Origin of the sequence: Dactylosporangium sp. CS-033363 (assembly GCF_050942475.1) — a bacterium.
In the GTDB taxonomy this organism is placed as follows: Bacteria; Actinomycetota; Actinomycetes; order Mycobacteriales; family Micromonosporaceae; genus Dactylosporangium.
On the sequence record NZ_CP192032.1, the window covers coordinates 1,309,558 to 1,324,733 of the forward strand.

The 15,176-nt window shown below is 74.5% G+C and carries 14 protein-coding genes; 5 read left to right on the plus strand and 9 right to left on the minus strand.

What is annotated here, in order from left to right:
• Positions 1–5: 5 nt before the first annotated feature.
• Entirely contained in the window at positions 6–1,472 is a 1,467-nt protein-coding gene (locus ACQPZ4_RS06045; protein WP_433056973.1) for a multicopper oxidase family protein, read from the plus strand.
• Positions 1,473–1,648: 176 nt separating this feature from the next.
• Here ACQPZ4_RS06045 and ACQPZ4_RS06050 read toward each other — a convergent pair whose 3' ends face one another.
• Positions 1,649–3,010 carry an FAD-dependent monooxygenase gene (locus ACQPZ4_RS06050; protein ID WP_433056975.1) on the minus strand — a complete coding sequence of 454 codons (1,362 nt, stop codon included), beginning with the start codon at positions 3,008–3,010 and terminating at the stop codon, positions 1,649–1,651.
• Positions 3,011–3,146: 136 nt separating this feature from the next.
• Between ACQPZ4_RS06050 and ACQPZ4_RS06055 the strand changes: the two genes are divergently transcribed.
• The 3 genes from ACQPZ4_RS06055 to ACQPZ4_RS06065 all read left to right on the plus strand — a co-directional run bounded on the left by ACQPZ4_RS06055 (position 3,147) and on the right by ACQPZ4_RS06065 (position 5,886).
• Positions 3,147–4,505, plus strand: a complete 1,359-nt coding sequence (locus ACQPZ4_RS06055) for an MFS transporter (RefSeq protein ID WP_433056977.1) — start codon at positions 3,147–3,149, stop codon at positions 4,503–4,505.
• Entirely contained in the window at positions 4,477–5,139 is a 663-nt protein-coding gene (locus ACQPZ4_RS06060) for a response regulator (RefSeq protein WP_433056979.1), read from the plus strand. The genes ACQPZ4_RS06055 and ACQPZ4_RS06060 overlap by 29 nt, the downstream gene beginning before the upstream one ends.
• Before the next feature lie 72 nt (positions 5,140–5,211).
• Positions 5,212–5,886 (plus strand): DUF2306 domain-containing protein, encoded by a 675-nt coding sequence (locus ACQPZ4_RS06065; protein WP_433056981.1) that lies wholly within the window; start codon positions 5,212–5,214, stop codon positions 5,884–5,886.
• Here ACQPZ4_RS06065 and ACQPZ4_RS06070 read toward each other — a convergent pair.
• From ACQPZ4_RS06070 to ACQPZ4_RS06100, 7 genes are all read right to left on the minus strand, one after another.
• Positions 5,813–6,463, minus strand: coding sequence for a response regulator (locus ACQPZ4_RS06070; protein WP_433056983.1), 651 nt, complete (start codon positions 6,461–6,463; stop codon positions 5,813–5,815). The genes ACQPZ4_RS06065 and ACQPZ4_RS06070 overlap by 74 nt on opposite strands.
• Entirely contained in the window at positions 6,448–8,388 is a 1,941-nt protein-coding gene (locus ACQPZ4_RS06075) for a sensor histidine kinase (protein WP_433056985.1), read from the minus strand. The genes ACQPZ4_RS06070 and ACQPZ4_RS06075 overlap by 16 nt, the downstream gene beginning before the upstream one ends.
• A 10-nt stretch (positions 8,389–8,398) precedes the next feature.
• On the minus strand, positions 8,399–9,046 hold the full coding sequence (locus tag ACQPZ4_RS06080; RefSeq protein ID WP_433056987.1) for a hypothetical protein: 648 nt from the start codon (positions 9,044–9,046) through the stop codon (positions 8,399–8,401).
• A 79-nt stretch (positions 9,047–9,125) separates the two neighbouring features.
• On the minus strand, positions 9,126–9,461 hold the full coding sequence (locus ACQPZ4_RS06085) for a hypothetical protein (RefSeq protein ID WP_433056989.1): 336 nt from the start codon (positions 9,459–9,461) through the stop codon (positions 9,126–9,128).
• On the minus strand, positions 9,449–9,949 hold the full coding sequence (locus ACQPZ4_RS06090; protein WP_433056991.1) for a hypothetical protein: 501 nt from the start codon (positions 9,947–9,949) through the stop codon (positions 9,449–9,451). The genes ACQPZ4_RS06085 and ACQPZ4_RS06090 overlap by 13 nt, the downstream gene beginning before the upstream one ends.
• Positions 9,949–11,199 carry an RNA polymerase sigma factor gene (locus tag ACQPZ4_RS06095; protein ID WP_433056993.1) on the minus strand — a complete coding sequence of 417 codons (1,251 nt, stop codon included), beginning with the start codon at positions 11,197–11,199 and terminating at the stop codon, positions 9,949–9,951. The genes ACQPZ4_RS06090 and ACQPZ4_RS06095 overlap by 1 nt, the downstream gene beginning before the upstream one ends.
• Positions 11,200–11,212: 13 nt before the next feature.
• Positions 11,213–11,599 carry a YciI family protein gene (locus ACQPZ4_RS06100; RefSeq protein WP_433056995.1) on the minus strand — a complete coding sequence of 129 codons (387 nt, stop codon included), beginning with the start codon at positions 11,597–11,599 and terminating at the stop codon, positions 11,213–11,215.
• 61 nt (positions 11,600–11,660) lie between these two features.
• Between ACQPZ4_RS06100 and ACQPZ4_RS06105 the strand changes: the two genes are divergently transcribed.
• Complete coding sequence (locus tag ACQPZ4_RS06105) at positions 11,661–12,734, plus strand: glycosyltransferase (RefSeq protein ID WP_433056997.1); 1,074 nt, start codon at positions 11,661–11,663, stop codon at positions 12,732–12,734.
• 21 nt (positions 12,735–12,755) lie between these two features.
• On the opposite strand, the gene pepN is transcribed toward ACQPZ4_RS06105, so the two are convergent.
• Positions 12,756–15,143: an aminopeptidase N gene (pepN, locus tag ACQPZ4_RS06110; RefSeq protein ID WP_433056999.1), complete on the minus strand. Its 2,388-nt coding sequence runs from the start codon at positions 15,141–15,143 to the stop codon at positions 12,756–12,758.
• Positions 15,144–15,176: the final 33 nt, after the last annotated feature.

The window sequence follows — 15,176 nt, forward strand, 5'->3', positions numbered from 1 at the left end:
TCGACGTGCGCAAGTGGCTGCTGGCGGGCCTGGCGGTGCTCCTCGTCCTGTGCGGGGGCGGCGTCGCCGCGCTCGTCTACTTCTTCGTCCGCCCGCCGCTGGACGTCCGCGCGGACTTCACCCGGCCGCTGCGGGTGCCGCCGCTGGCCGCCTCGACCGTCGACGCGCAGGGGCGCCGCATGTTCGACCTGCGGGCCCAGCCCGGCGACAGCGACTTCGGGCACGGCACGACGCGCACATGGGGGTACAACGGCAGCTTTTTGGGGCCGACCCTGCGCGCCAAGCGCGGCGAGCCGGTCGTCGTCAACGTCAGCAACGCGCTGGCCGAGTCCACCACGGTGCACTGGCACGGGATGCACCTGCCGGCCGCGATGGACGGCGGCCCGCACCGCCCGATCCCGACCGGCGGCTCGTTCCAGGCCGCGTGGACGATCGACCAGCCCGCGGCCACCCTCTGGTACCACCCGCACCCCGGCGAGCGCACCGCGACCCAGGTGTACCGCGGCCTGGCCGGGCTGTTCATCGTGGACGACGACGAGCCCGCCCAGCGCGCGCTCCCGCACGACTACGGCGTCGACGACATCCCGGTCCTGGTGCAGGACAAGGAGTTCGACGGCGGCGGCCAGCTGAGCACGGGCGGCCGCTTCGGCAGCGACATCGGCGTGCTCGGCGACGAGATCCTGGTCAACGGCACCCCCGGCCCGTACGTCGACGTGCACTCCCAGCTCGTCCGGCTCCGCCTGGTCAACGCCTCGACGGCCCGCATCTACAACTTCGCGCTGGCCGACGGCCGCCCGTTCGCGCTCGTCGGCACCGACGGCGGCCTGCTCGACAAGCCCGCCATGCTCGATCACGTGCGGCTCTCGGTCGGCGAGCGGGCCGAGATCGTGGTCGCGCTCAGCCCGGGGGAGCGGGTGGCGCTGCGCAGCGTGCGCGCGCTCGGCAGCGACCTGGAGAGCCGCTTCAACGGCGGCCAGGACGCGTTCGACATCCTGCAGCTGCGCGCGGCCGCGACGCTGCGCCCGGCCACGCTGCCCGCGACGCTCGTCGCGACGCCGCGCCTCGATCCGGCCCAGGCCGCGCAGACGCGAAACTTCCAGTTCTCCGGCCGCGAGATCAACGGCCGGAAGATGGACATGACCCGCCCGGACGCGGTCGTCGTCAAGGACACGACCGAGGTGTGGAACGTGTCCAACGGGCACGGCACCCCGCACAGCTTCCACATCCACGACGTGCAGTTCCAGGTGCTGACGGCGGGCGGCGCGGCGCCCCCGCCGGAGCTGTCGGGCTGGAAGGACACGCTGTTCCTGGAGCCGCACCGGGAGTACTCGGTCATCGCGCGGTTCGCCGACTATGCGGACCCGACCACGGCGTACATGTTCCACTGCCACGTCCTCAGGCACGAGGACGAGGGGATGATGGGCCAGTTCGTGGTCGTGGAGCGGGGACAGCAGCCGCAGCTGCGGCATTGAGAGGGTGCCGGGCCCCCCGTGGCGGCGCGGGGCCCGGCACGTCTCGCGCGCGTTCCGTCGTCCCCGTATGTGTCGTCGATGTGGCGCCAACACCCCAACGAGAACCGCTTGTGACCGGCATGACACATCGATCAACGCCCCCGTGTCAAGAGATCGTCACGCGGGGGTGTCGGGGATCACCGGGGCGCGCCGAGGCTTGCGCGGAGCGCGACCGGAAGATCTCCCTGGGTGCCCGTCCACGCCGTGTACCCGTCCGGCCGCACGAGCACGCAGCGCTCGTGCGCGGCGTGCACGAGGCGGTCGTCGTACCCCGCGGGGGCCTGCGGCGCGAGCAGCACGTGCCTCCCGGCCCGCAGCAGCTCGTAGAGCCGCACGCCGCCGAGCCCCACGTCCTCCTGGCGGGCCGCGTGCTCGTAGTCGATGCCCAGGCCGGACACGGTGCCGGTGAGCTTGCGCTGTACCGCCGGCACGTGCAGCGCCAGCCCCGCCAGCGCGTCGCGGCCGGTCCGGGCGGCCCGGGACTGCAGCAGCGCCAGCCGGATGAGCCCGCCGCTGGTGCGCAGCACGAGCTTGCCGACCGCGTGCCGCTCGGCGTGGTAGGAGTCGAGCAGCCCGTCCGGCGCCCAGCCGGCCCCGGCCGCGGCGAGCTTCCAGCCCAGGTTGGCCGCGTCCTGCAAGCCGGTGTTCATGCCCTGCCCGCCCGCCGGCGAGTGCACGTGGGCGGCGTCGCCGGCGAGGAAGACGCGGCCGGTGCGGTACCGCTCCACCTGCCGCTCGTCGCTGTGGAAGCGCGACAGCCAGCGGCACTCGCCCAGCCCGAAGTCGGTGCCGAAGGCCGCCTCGACCGTGCCGCGGACCTCCTCCACGTCGAGCGGGGCGCCGTCGGCCACCTGGTGGTCGCGGTTCCAGGCGAAGATCCGGTACCACCCGTCGCCGAACGGCGCCACGAACGCGAACGCCGAGCCGACCGCGCTGACCGAGATGGCGTCGGCGGGCGGCTCGGCCAGCCGCACGTCGGCCAGCATCAGCGAGCGGACCACAGCTCGGCCCGGGAAGTCGAGCCCGAGCGCCTGGCGCACGCCGCTGCGGGCGCCGTCGGCCCCGACGAGGTAGTCCGCCTCGTACGCGTCCCCGTCGGTCTGCACCGCGACGCCCTGCGCGTCCTGGGTGAGCCCGGTGACGGTGGTGCCGCGCACGATCCGCGCCCCGGCCTTCAGCGCGCGCTCCTCCAGGATGCGCTCGACGTTGTACTGCGGGGTGATCAGCACGTAGTTGAACCGCGAGCGCAGCGCGCCCAGGTTGACCGCGACGTCGCCGAACAGCCGCAGCCGGGCCACCTTGGTGCCGGTGGCGATCACGTCCTCGGCGATGCCCCGGGCGTCGAACTGCTCCAGCGTCCGCGCGTGCACGGCGAACGCGCGGGTCAGGTTCGACTCCCCGCCGCGGCGCTCCAGGACGGTGACGTCCGCGCCGGCGGCGGCCAGGTCCCCGGCGAGCAGCAGGCCGGTGGGGCCGGCCCCGGCGATGACGGTCTTCATGGCTCCTCCTCGTGTCACGCGATTGCCAACAAGTGTTGGCAAACAATTGTTGGCATACGGCCGAGCCGATGTCAACGCGTGGTGAAATCATGATCGGCTTGACCTGAACAGGGGTTGAGGTGCGAGGTTGTGCGCCGTGGAGAACAGACGCACGCTCACCGCCGGCCTCGTGACGCTGGTCACGCTGGTCGCCTTCGAGGCCGTCGCGGTCACCGCCGCGATGCCCTCGGTCGCCAAGGCCCTCGACGGCCTGTCGCTGTACGGCTTCGCCTTCGGCGGCGCGCTGGCCACCAGCGTGGTCGGGATGGTCCTGGCCGGCGCGTGGTGCGACCGCGCGGGCCCGGCCCGGCCGGCGGCGGTGGGCGTCGCGCTGTTCTGCGCCGGGCTGCTCGTGGCCGGGCTGGCGCCGCAGATGTGGGTGCTGGTGCTCGGGCGGCTGGTGCAGGGCTTCGGCGGCGGGATCGTGAACGTCGCGCTGTTCGTCGTCGTGGGGCGCGCCTACCCCACGGCGGAGCATCCACGCGTGTTCTCGTACATCTCGGCCGCGTGGGTGCTGCCGGCGATCGTGGGGCCGGCGGTGGCGGGGCTGATCGTGTCGTACGCGGGATGGCGGTGGGTCTTTCTGCTCGTGGCTGTTGCCGCCGTGCCGGTGCTGGCGTTGATCTGGCCGCGGATCAGCCGCGTCCGCCCGGACGATTCGGACATTTCGTCCAAGTCGCGGTTCTCGTGGTCGCTCGGTGCCGCCGCCGGCGCCCTCGTGCTCTACGTCGGCGGCCAGAAGAGCCTGATCCTGCTCGGCGCGGGCGTCGTGATCGTCGCCGTGTGCGGGATCAGGCTGCTGCCGCCCGGGACCCTCACCGTCGCCCGCGGCCTGCCCAGCGTCGTGCTCCTGCGCGGGCTCGCCGGGGCCGCGTTCATGCAGGCCGACGTGTTCATCCCGCTCATGCTTACCCGCGAGCGTGGCCTCAGCCCCACCCTGGCCGGGCTCAGCCTCACCGTCGGCGCGCTGTTCTGGTCCGGCGGCTCGTGGCTGCAGGCCCGGCCGGGGCTGCGGCTGTCGGAGACGGCGCGGCTGCGGCTGGGTGCGGCCGGGATCGCGGCCGGCGTCGCGTCCGTGATGACGCTCGCCATTTCGTCGGTACCGGTCGTGCTCGCCGTGGCCGGCTGGTGCCTCGCCGGCTTCGGCATGGGGCTGGTGTCCCCGGGCTCGGCCGCGCTCGTGCTGCGCCTGTCCCGCCCGGGCGAGCAGGGCGCGAACAGCTCCGCCCTGTCCGTCGCCGACGCGCTGCTGACCACCACCGCGCTGGCCGCGGGCGGCTCGCTGTTCGCGGCGCTGATCGGCACCGGCCCGGCCGCCTACCTGGCCGCGTTCGGGGTGGCGCTGCTCCCGGCCGCGCTCGGGATCCTCGTGGCCGGTCGTACTTTTGGCCGATCTGACGGTACGAGCGCGCCCGTAGCATTGGCCGGTGAGCGTGCGGGTGCTGGTCGCGGATGATCAGGAGATCGTCCGGACCGGGCTGACGATGATCCTCAACGCCCAGCCGGACATCGAGGTGGTGGCCGAGGCCGCCGACGGCCGCCGCGCCGTCGAGCTGGCCCGGCAGCTGCGGCCCGACGTCTGCCTCCTCGACGTGCGGATGCCGAACATGGACGGCCTCGAGGCGACCCGGCAGCTGGCCGGTCCGGCCGTCGCCGACCCGATCGCCGTCGTCGTCATCACCACGTTCGACCTGGACGAGTACGTCTACGCGGCCCTGCGCGCCGGCGCCCGCGGCTTCCTGCTCAAGGACGCGGGCCCGGCGCTGCTGGCCCAGGCCGTGCACGCGGCCGCGAACGGCGACGCCCTGATCGCGCCCAGCGTCACCACCCGGCTGCTGCGGGCCTTCGCCGACACCGGGCCGTCCGCCCCGCCCCGGCAGCCGATCGAGCCGCTGACCGAGCGGGAGGAGCAGGTGCTGGCCCGAGTGGCGCGGGGGCGCACCAACAACGAGATCGCCGACGAGCTGTTCATCACGCTGAGCACCGTCAAGTCGCACGTCACCGCGCTCATGCTCAAGCTCGGCGTGCGCAACCGGGTGGAGATCGCGATGTGGGCGTACGAGACGAACCGGGTACGACCCGGATCCTGAACTTTCGGCCGGTTTCCCGGTCGGTCCACGGACCGATGAATCGGCGCGCGCGGCGGCCCACCATCTACAGCCATGAAGACCCGCGACTGGACCGTCATCTCCGGACTGTGGTTGCTCGCCCTCGTCCCCTCGATCGCGGGCGGCCTCCGCGTCGCCCAGCTCACCGGCGGCGTGGAGCGCACCGCGGCCAACGCCCGCTTCGTCGACATGCCGGCCCCGGTCCTCGTGCACATCGTCGGCGCCGTCCTCTACGCGTTCCTCGGCGCCCTGCAGTTCGCCCCGAACTTCCGCCGCACCCACCGCCGCTGGCACCGCGTCACGGGCCGCGTGCTCGTCGTCTGCGGCCTCGCCGTGGCCCTCTCCGGCCTGTGGATGACCACCTTCTACGACCTGCCGGGCACGGACAACGCGGCGACCAACGCGGCCCGCTACGTCGTCGGCACGTTCATGCTCGTCGCGATCGCGCTGGGCTTCCGGGCCGTCCGGCGCCGCGACTTCCCCGCGCACCGGGCGTGGATGACGCGGGCGTACGCGGTCGCCATGGCCGCCGGCACCCAGGTCTTCACCAGCCTGCCGCTGATCCCGCTGGACGTGCACGGCCCGGACTACGCGGCCTGGCGCAGCGTCGCGCTGATCGGCGCCTGGGTGCTCAACCTGGCCGTGGCCGAGGCGGTCATTCGCCGGTCAGCCCCGCGTCGCGGGCGAGCACGATCGCCTGAGCCCGATCCGCGACCTGCAGTTTCGTGAAGATGTTCGAGACATGGTTGCGCACGGTCTTCTGGCTCACCCCGAGCCGCTCGGCGATCTGCGGGTTGGTCAGATGACGCGCGATGTGCCCGAGGATCTGCCGCTCGCGCTGGGTCAGCTCCGGGAACGGGTCCGGCGCGGTGCGGTCCAGGCCCGCGAAGAACCCCATCAGCCGGGTCGCGATCGCCGGCCCGAAGATCGCCTCGCCGTCCGCGACGACCCGGATCGAGCGGATGATCTCCACGCGGCGGGCGCCCTTGAGGACGTAGCCGCGCGCGCCCGCCCGTACCGCCGCGAACACGGAATCGTCGTCGTCGGCCATGCTCAGCACCAGGACCCGCACGTGCGGCATGGCCGCGGCGATCCGCTCGGTCGCGGCGATCCCGCCCATCCCCGGCATCACCAGGTCGAGCAGCACCACATCGGGCTGGAGCCGGGGCAGCGCCGCGAGGGCCTCCTCGCCGCTGGCCGCCTCCCCGCACACCTCGACCTCGTCGCTGGTGGCCAGCAGCGCCTTCAGCCCGGCCCGGAAATGCTCGTGGTCGTCGACGACCAGGACCCTCACCGCGGCAGCCATGCCCGCACCCGCGTTCCCTCGTCCGTGGACTCGACGACCAGTTCGCCGCCGAGCTCCGCCGCCCGCTCCCGCATCGAGTCCATCCCGACCCCGCCCTCCCGCGCCGTCGCCGTCCCGCGCCCGTCGTCGGCCACCAGCACCCGGAGCCGTTCGTCCTCCAGAACCAGCCCCAGGTGTACCGTCCGTGCCCCGGCGTGCCGCCGCGCGTTCGCGAGGGCCTCGATCGCGATCCGGTACGCCGCCACCTCGGTCGCCGCCGGCAGCCCGTCGATGGCCGCGGGCGCGTCGAGGCTGACCCGCGACCCGCCGGCCGGCTGCGTGGCCAGGTGCGCCCGCAGCGCCCCGACCAGCCCGAGCGTGTCGAGCGCGGGCGGCCGCAGCCCGTCCACGAGCCGCCGCACATCGGCGACCGCGGTCTGCGCGTCGCGCACGATCTCCTCCAGCAGCTGCCGCGACTCGCCCGGCCCGACCTCCTGCGCCGCCTCCGCGCGCATGGTGAGCCCGGCCAGCGTCGGCCCGAGCCCGTCGTGCAGGTCCCGCCGCAGCCGCCGGCGCTCCTCCTCCCGCGCGATGACGAGCTGCTCGCGGGAGCGCTGCAGGGCCGCGGAGAAGCGCACGGCCTGCACCGCCACCCCGATGTGCCGCGCCAGGTCGCCCAGCAGCCGCAGGTCCCGCGCCCCGAGCGCCGCCTCGCCCGCCCGGGCCCCGAGCCGCAGCGCCCCGACGGGCTCCCCGCCCGCGACGAGCGGCAGCACGACCAGGCCGCTCTGGCCGCTCTCGCTGCTCTGGTTGTGGCCTGCTTCGGCGGGTCGCGTCCCGAGCTCGTACAGGGGCCCGCCCGCCACCTCGATCCCGACGTACGTGAGCCGCAGCGCCTCGCGCACCGTCGCCGTGCTCGTGGCCAGGATCGCGCCGGGGTCCGGCACCGCCGCCAGCCGCTCCCCGAGGCGCGCGAGCACGGTGTACGGGTCGTCGCGTTCGCCGTACACGAGAAGGTTGACCCGGCGCTGCACGACCTGCCGAAGCCCCCCGAAGACGATCGCCCCCGCCACGGCCGCGAGCACGGAGGAGGCCCCGAGCACCCCGACCACGAGGAGGTAGGCGAGTGCCACGAGCCCGGACAGCACCGCGAAGGCGGCCGTCCGGCTGATGAGCACATCGATGTCGAACAGCCGGTGCCGCAGCACCGCGACCCCGATCCCGGCGGGCACGAGCGCGATGGCGAGCCCGCCCGCCACGTCCCACGGCGCGTCGGCATCGGGCCAGACGTCGTCGGGTCGCGCGTCCGCGAGCCCGACGGCGAGCCGCGCCAGGATCACGAGCGCCACGATCCCGCAGCTGTACCCGAGCCACCGCGCCTGCGCCCGCACGGTGCTGGACTCCGCCCGCGTCTTGCCGGCGACGACCGCCGCCCCGGCCACGAACACCAGCGCGGCCGCGACCGTGAACGCCACCGCGGCCACGGGCGCGACGCCGCTCATGGCTTCGACACCGAGCGGATTGGCGGGCGCCTGCGGCCGCACCTGATCGTTGACCCCCGGCCGCAGCGCACTGGTGACCGCCGCGATCCCGGCCAGCCCGCACAGGACGCCGACGGCCCAGCGCGGCGGCCGCTGATCGGGAAAGTACGCGGGCACGAGCGCGATCCCCAGGTTCGCCGGCACCCACAGCCAGGTCTGCGGCCAGGCCAGCGCCGCGCTCCCGGTGGCGACGGCCGCCTGCCCGAAGGATTCGAGCAACGCGAACGAAAGCCCCCCGCCGAGCAGCAGCGGCCCGACCGCGTTCCCCTTGCGGCCGCGGATGACGATCCCGCCGACCACGATGCAGGCGGCCACGGCGGGCAGGTAGGCGACCTCCCCGGCGGGCGCCCCGTTGCGCACGGCGAGCACCCCGGCCACCAGGACCAGCACGACGCCGACAGTCATCGCCCGAACCTTAGTTGACCGGCGCGTTCGCACGCCCCGATGTCAGGAACCCGATCCCGGCCACGACCACCCAGACCGCTCCGGGAAACAACGCCCCGTACTGCGCCGGGAACACCTGCGTGGCCACGACGAGCAGCGCGGCGAGCGCACTGACAACGGCGAGCCACGTGCTGGCCGACCCGTTCCGGAACCCGCCGACGGCGACGGCCGCGGCCGCGATCCCGGCCCCGCCCCAGAGCCAGGGCAGCGTGTTGTAGACCTCGACCAGCCCGGCAATGGTGTCCGGATCCCATTTCGCGGGCTCGCCGAGGGCCCAGTAGAGCTCGGTACACATGCCACCGCCGACGAGCAGCAGCACGGCGACGAGCCCCACCCCGCCGGCGGCCACCTGCGGCACGAGACTCCCGGCCGGCTCCTGCCGCGCGAGATGCCGCTTGAGCCCGGCCCCGAACACCACCAGCAGCGCCGCGGCGACGAAGCAGACGACCTGCGTGAGCCAGACGTACCAGCGCTGCTCGGCCACCGCGTCGACCACGAGCGCGCTGTCCTTGATGCCGTCCCCGACGTCGCCGGAGAAGCCGCTGCCGACGAAGAGCCCGACGAGCCCGACCAGGCCCCCGAGCAGCCCGGCGAGCGCCCACAAACGATTGTTCTTCATGCCGGCGATGTTGCCGCCGCCGCGACCCGCCCCGGACCTCCGTCAGGTCCCGGCCGCCCGGGAACGTTGTCCCGCCCAGTCAGGCGGTGGCACGGCCGAGGATCCACTGGGTGAGGCCGTCCGCGTGGGTCTGGTCCTGCAGCAGTGCCACGCCGGTCAAGGTGGCGGCCAGCTCCGCTTCCAGGTCGGCGCTCGCCCGGTCGTCCGGGAGGCGCGCGAAGAGCGCCATCTCGCCCGCGCCGAAGGGTTCGAAGGCGTCGGCCGCCGCGGTGGCGTCCGGCTCCGGCGCCGGGGTGGCGTCCGGCTCCGGCGCCGGGGTGCCGGCCGCGGCGGCCAGGGCGGACAACAGGTCCTCGCCTCCGGGAGCCGGCGGCACGCCCCACTCGCGCAGCCAGTGCCCGGTTACCGGATCCACGTCGTCGCGCTCGTGCGGGTCGCGGACAGGCGGGTGGCCACCTCGTCGTGCCAGGCGGCGTCCACCGGGTCGCCGGCCACGAGCACGAGGCGGCCGGGCGGCACGGTCACGGGCGGCCGGGTCGGCAGCGGGATCAGCGGGGCCCGCACCGGGCGGTCCGGGCGGCGCAGGGGACAGGGGCCGAGGGCGAACTCGGTGCCGATGGCGGTCAGGCCCACCACGGCGGCGTGCAGCAGGCCGAAGCGGGACCGGCGGCGGTGGGCCGGGAGGTGGACGTCGGCGGTCAGGCGCTTGCGGGAGCCGCCGATGCTCGCGACGGCCGTGACCGTCACGTCGGCGGCGAGCGTGGGGCGCAGGCGCAGGATCACCTCCCGCCCGGCCGGGAAGCGGGGGCGCAACCAGGACGGGCCGTCGAAGGCGCGGTCCACGGCGTCGGCCGCCCAGCGGTCGGCGAGGCCCTCGGCCGGCTCGAGGTCGAACCAGTACATCAGCCGCAGGCCTCGGCGCGGGTCAGCAGCATGGTGCGCTCGCGCTCGTTGCGGGTCATGGCGGCGGCGCGCTCGAACTCCGCCTTGGCCTCGGGCAGGCGGTCCAGGCGGAACAGGAAGTCGGCGCGGACCGAGGGCAGCAGGTGGTACCCGCGCAGGGCCGGGTCCTCCAGCAGCGGCTCCAGCACCGCCAGCCCGGCCGAAGGGCCGTCGGCCATCGAGACGGCGACCGCGCGGTTCAGTTCGACGATGGGCGACGGGGCCAGGGCGGCCAGGTCCGCGTAGCGGGCGGCGATCTGCGACCAGTCCGTGTCCGCGGCCGTGCGGGCGCGGGCGTGGCCGGCGGCGATCGCGGCCTGGAGGGTGTAGACGCCGCCGCCCAGGGACTCGGCGCGGGCCAGGGAGGCCAGGCCGCGGGTGATGAGCAGGCGGTCCCAGCGGCGGCGGTCCTGGTCCAGCAGGGTGATCGGCGAGCCGTCCGGGGCGGTGCGCGCGGCCGCGCGGGAGGCCTGGATCTCCAGCAGGGCGACCAGGCCGTGGACCTCGGGCTCGGCCGGCATCAGGCCGGCCAGGACGCGGCCCAGGCGCATGGCCTCCTCGCACAGGGCCGGGCGCATCCAGTCGTCGCCGGCCGTGGCCGAGTAGCCCTCGTTGAAGATCAGGTAGATGACCTCCAGGACGGAGGTCAGGCGCTCGGTGCGGGCCTCGCCGGTCGGCAGCTCGAATGGCACCTTGGCGTCCGCCAGGGCCTTCTTGGCGCGGCTGATGCGCTGGCCGACGGTCGGGTCGGGGACCAGGAAGGCGCGGGCGATCTCGTCCGTGGACAGGCCGCCCAGCATGCGCAGGGTCAGGGCCACGCGGGCCTCGGGCTTCAGGACCGGGTGGCAGGCGGTGAAGATGAGCCGGAGCAGGTCGTCCTCGATCGGTTCCTGCTCCAGGACGGCGGCCAGGGCCGGGTCGTCCGGGCGCTCGTCCAGGGCCAGGGCGGGCAGGTGCTTCTGCAGCACCTGCTGCCGCCGGATGGTGTCGATGGCGCGGCGCTTGGCCGTGGTCATCAGCCAGGCGCCGGGGTTGCGCGGGACGCCCTCGGACGGCCACTGTTCCAGGGCCGCGACCAGGGCGTCCTGCGCAAGCTCCTCGGCGAGCCCGACGTCGCCGACGAGCCGGGCGACGCCCGCGATGACGCGCGCCGCCTCGATCCGCCAGACCGCTTCGACCGCGGATTTCGCCTCGGTACCCCCAGAGCTCACCCGGCCAACATAACTACCCCTCGTACTCGGACACCCGGCGGACCTCGATCTCGATGTCGTGGTCGAAGAGCTCGGCGAAGCGGCGCGCCCACTCGACGGCCTCGGCCTGGTCGCGGACCTGGACGATGCCGAAGCCGCCGATGACCTCCTTGGCCTCGGCGAACGGGCCGTCGACGACCGTGGTCTCGCCGCTCTTCTTGGTGATCGTGGCGGCCCCGGCCGAGCTGGGCAGCAGGCCCTCGGCGGCGAGCAGGACGCCCGCCTTGGAGACCTCCTCCATGTAGGCGCCGAACCGCTCGATGAACCCGGGAGTGGGCTGCCAGAGCGCGGGGTTCGAGTCGTCCAGCTTGTGCATCATCATGTAGCGCATTTCGGGTTCCTCCTCGGTAGTGTTGCTCACCCTTTCACCAGCGCGTCGAAGAGCGCACGCCGTCTTCGACAGAACCCGGGGAGATTTTCCGATGAGATTTCTGTTCGCCTTCGCGGGCGGCAACGGCCACCTCCAGCCCCTGCTCCCGCTCGCTCGGGCGGCGGCCGCGCGCGGGCACGCCGTCGCGTTCACCGGGAGACCCGGGGTCCTGCCCAAGGAGTTCGAGGGCTTCCCCGCGGGCGCGGACGCGCCGAACGAGCGCCGGCCGCTGCTGCGGCTGGACCGCGAGCGGGAGGAGCGCGAGTTCCGGGACGGGTTCGCCGGCTGGATCGCGCGGGAGCGGGCGGCCACCACGCGCGCGGTCGCGCAGGCGTGGCGCCCGGACGTCGTCGTGTGCGACGAGGGCGACTTCGGCAGCATGATCGCCGCCGAGTCGCTGGGCCTCCCGCACGCCTCGGTGGTCGTGCTCGCGGCGGGCACGTTCGGCCGGCCCGGCGGGCTCGCGGAGCGGCTGGACGAGAACCGGGCCGCTCACGGGCTCGCGGCCGACCCGGACCTGGCCATGCTGGACCGGCACCTGGTGATCTCCCCGGTGCCGCCGTCGTTCCGTCCCGCCGCGTGCACCATGCAGCCCATGCCGCCGGTACCGCCGAAGCCCACCGACCCGCCCACGGTCTACCTCACCCTGGGCACGATCTTCAACACCGAGTCCGGGGACCTCTTCGCGCGGCTCCTCGCGGGCTTCCGCACGCTGCCGGTCCAGCTGATCGTGACCGTCGGCGCCGCGATCGACCCCGCCGAGCTGGGGGAGCAGCCGGGCAACGTGCGCGTCGAGCGGTACGTCCCGCAGGCCGACCTCCTGCCCCGCTGCTCCGCCGTGGTCTCGCACGCCGGCTCGGGCACCGTCATCGGCGCCCTCGCCCACGGCCTGCCGATGGTGCTCGTCCCGATGGGCGCCGACCAGCCCGACAACGCCGACCGCGCGGCCGCGCTCGGCCTCGGCGTGGTCCTCGACGCCGTGGACGCGACCCCGGCCGACGCCGCGGAGGCGCTGCGCACCGTGCTGACCGAGCCGTCGTACGCCGCGGCCGCCGCCACCATGCGCAAGGAGGTCGAGGCCATGCCCACGCCAGAGGAGACGCTCACACGACTCGAGGCCCTCTAGACCCAGCGGCGAAGAGGCGCTCTAGGCCCAGCGGCGCAGCTCGTCCGCGCCGTCGGCGATCTCGCGGCGGACCAGCGGGTCGAGGTCGGTGCGGGCCAGCATCGCCTCGGCCGGCGCGAGGGCGCGCGGGGACAGCAGCGGGAACGCGAGCTTCGCCACCTTCAGCGCGGCCAGCAGGTACCGGCCGGACAGCATCGCCGGCAGGTCCTCGAAGTACCGCTCGGCGTAGGCGTCGGTCAGCGCGCCCTGGCCCGGCTGCCAGAACGCCTCGGCGTTGGTGACCGCCACCCGCGGGTTCGGGTCGTGCACCAGCGCGTGCCAGGCCGCCGCCTTGGCCTGCGGGTCGGGGCTGGCGGCCCGGCACGCGACCGCGCGCTCGGCGCCCTTCGCGCTCGGGTCGCGGGCCTCCTCGGCGGCGAGCTCGTCCGGCGTCGCGGCGCCCAGCGCGGACAGCCGCAGCAGCAGCGCCCAGCGAAGATCGGCGTCGTCCACCCCGCCGCCGTCGAGCCAGGCGCGCAGCCGCGGCGCGCCGGCCACCGTGGACAGCACCCGCTCGGTCGCGAGCCGCCGCGGCGTGCCGGGCGCGGCCGCGGACAGCGCCGAGACGCACACGTCGGCCAGCACCTCGTAGGGGATCAGGCCGCGCCGGGCCAGCGAGTCCCGGGCGAACGCCATGACCTCGTCGAACACGCCCTCCTGGCGCTCGCCCGGCAGCGCCGCCACGAGCAGGGCCTGAAACTCCGAGGGGGCCAGCTCGCCGTCGCGCACCGCGTCGATGACGGCCGTCCAGATCACGGCGCGGGCCACCGGGTCGTCGAGGTCCGGCAGCACCGCCGGCAGCGCCGCGCGGCTGAACGGGTCGAACCGGATCTTCGCGTAGGTCTCGTCCTCGGCGTTGAGCAGCACGACGGTGCCCGCGGGGGCCGCCGCGACCCCGGGCACGGCGGTGGAGGAGCCTTCAAGCACAAAGGCCGTCCGCTGTACCGATCCGTCGGACGCGAACGCCGCCACCGTCAGCGCGTGCGGGCGCAGCGGCCGGCCCGTCTGCTCCACGAGCAGCCCGGCGGCCCCGCGCGACGCGACCGCGCGCAGCGTGTTGGCCCCGGTGCTGCGCAGCCACAGCTCGGCCCAGCCGGTCAGGTCCTGCCCGGCCGCGCCGCCGATGACGGCGAGGAAGTCGGCGAGGGAGGCGTTGGCGAAGCGGTAGCGCTCGAAGTACCGCCGCAGCCCGGCGAGGAACACGTCGTCGCCCAGGTGCACGGCGAGCTGGCGCAGGGCGGCGGCGCCCTTGGCGTACGAGATGCCGTCGAAGTTCTGGAAGGCGACCGCGGTGTTCGCCACGCCCTCGGGCGCCACGGGGTGCGTGGACGGCCGCTCGTCGGCGAGGTACCCCCACCGCTCCCGCCAGATCGCGAAGTCCGCGAGGGCCGTCGGGTGCCGCCCGGTCTCGGCCGCGACCCGCCAGCCCATCAGCTCGGCGAACGACTCGTTCAGCCACACGTCGTCCCACCAGCGCAGCGTGACGAGGTTGCCGAACCACATGTGGGCCATCTCGTGGGCCATCACCACGGCGCGGCGGTGCCGGTCGCTGTCGGTCGCGCCCGCGCGGAACAGGAACTCCTCGCGGTAGTTGACCAGCGCCGGGTTCTCCACCGCGCCGCCGGAGAACTCGGGGACGAACGCCTGGTCGTACTTCGCGAACGGGTACCGCACCCCGAACAGCGCGTGGTAGCGGTCGAACGCGGCCGCGGTCGCCCCGAACAGCTCCTCGGCGTCGGCGTCCAGCGCGGGGGCGAGGCTGCGCCGGCACAGCAGCGCCAGCGGGATCCCGTCGTGCTCGCGCTCCAGCAGGTGCCAGGGGCCGGCGACGAAGCTGAACAGGTACGTCGACAGCGGCGGCGTCTCCGCGAACTCCCACCGCCCGGGCGCGGACGCGGCCAGCGGCGCGTTCCCCCGCACCGTCCACTGTGGAGGGGCCGTGATCGTCAGCGTCATCGGCGCCTTGAGATCGGGCTGGTCGAAGCAGACGAACATGCGCTGCGCGTCGTCCAGCGGCGCCTGCCCGTAGAGGTACGTCGCGCCGTCCTCGGGGTCGACGAAGCGCAGGATGCCCTCGCCGCTGGGCGCATAGGCCGCGGTGAACTCGGCCTCGAGCCGGTTCTGCGCGGCCAGGCCGTCCAGCACGACGCGGCCGTCCACGACCGGCACCTCGGCGCCGTTGAGTTTCGCGTGTACCGCCGGTGCCCCCTTCACTTCCGCGAACGTCGACGCGCCCGGGGCGAGGCCGCGGAACTCGACCACCGTGCGCGACGTGAACGCGTCGTCGCGCAGGTCGAGGGAGATGGCGTAGGAGTCAACCGCGATGAGCCGCGCGCGCTCGATCGCCTCGCTGCGGGTCAGGCTCGACATGATCCAGACGCTACCCTTTCGCCCGGATGTCAA

Coding starts and splice junctions, on each gene's coding strand:
- ACQPZ4_RS06105 (WP_433056997.1), top strand. CDS start 11,661: ATGAGATTTCTGTTCGCCTTCGCGGGCGGCAACGGCCACCTCCAGCCC.
- ACQPZ4_RS06080 (WP_433056987.1), bottom strand. CDS start 9,046: ATGAAGAACAATCGTTTGTGGGCGCTCGCCGGGCTGCTCGGGGGCCTG.
- ACQPZ4_RS06050 (WP_433056975.1), bottom strand. CDS start 3,010: ATGAAGACCGTCATCGCCGGGGCCGGCCCCACCGGCCTGCTGCTCGCC.
- pepN (WP_433056999.1), bottom strand. CDS start 15,143: ATGTCGAGCCTGACCCGCAGCGAGGCGATCGAGCGCGCGCGGCTCATC.
- ACQPZ4_RS06090 (WP_433056991.1), bottom strand. CDS start 9,949: ATGTACTGGTTCGACCTCGAGCCGGCCGAGGGCCTCGCCGACCGCTGG.
- ACQPZ4_RS06065 (WP_433056981.1), top strand. CDS start 5,212: ATGAAGACCCGCGACTGGACCGTCATCTCCGGACTGTGGTTGCTCGCC.
- ACQPZ4_RS06075 (WP_433056985.1), bottom strand. CDS start 8,388: ATGACTGTCGGCGTCGTGCTGGTCCTGGTGGCCGGGGTGCTCGCCGTG.
- ACQPZ4_RS06070 (WP_433056983.1), bottom strand. CDS start 6,463: ATGGCTGCCGCGGTGAGGGTCCTGGTCGTCGACGACCACGAGCATTTC.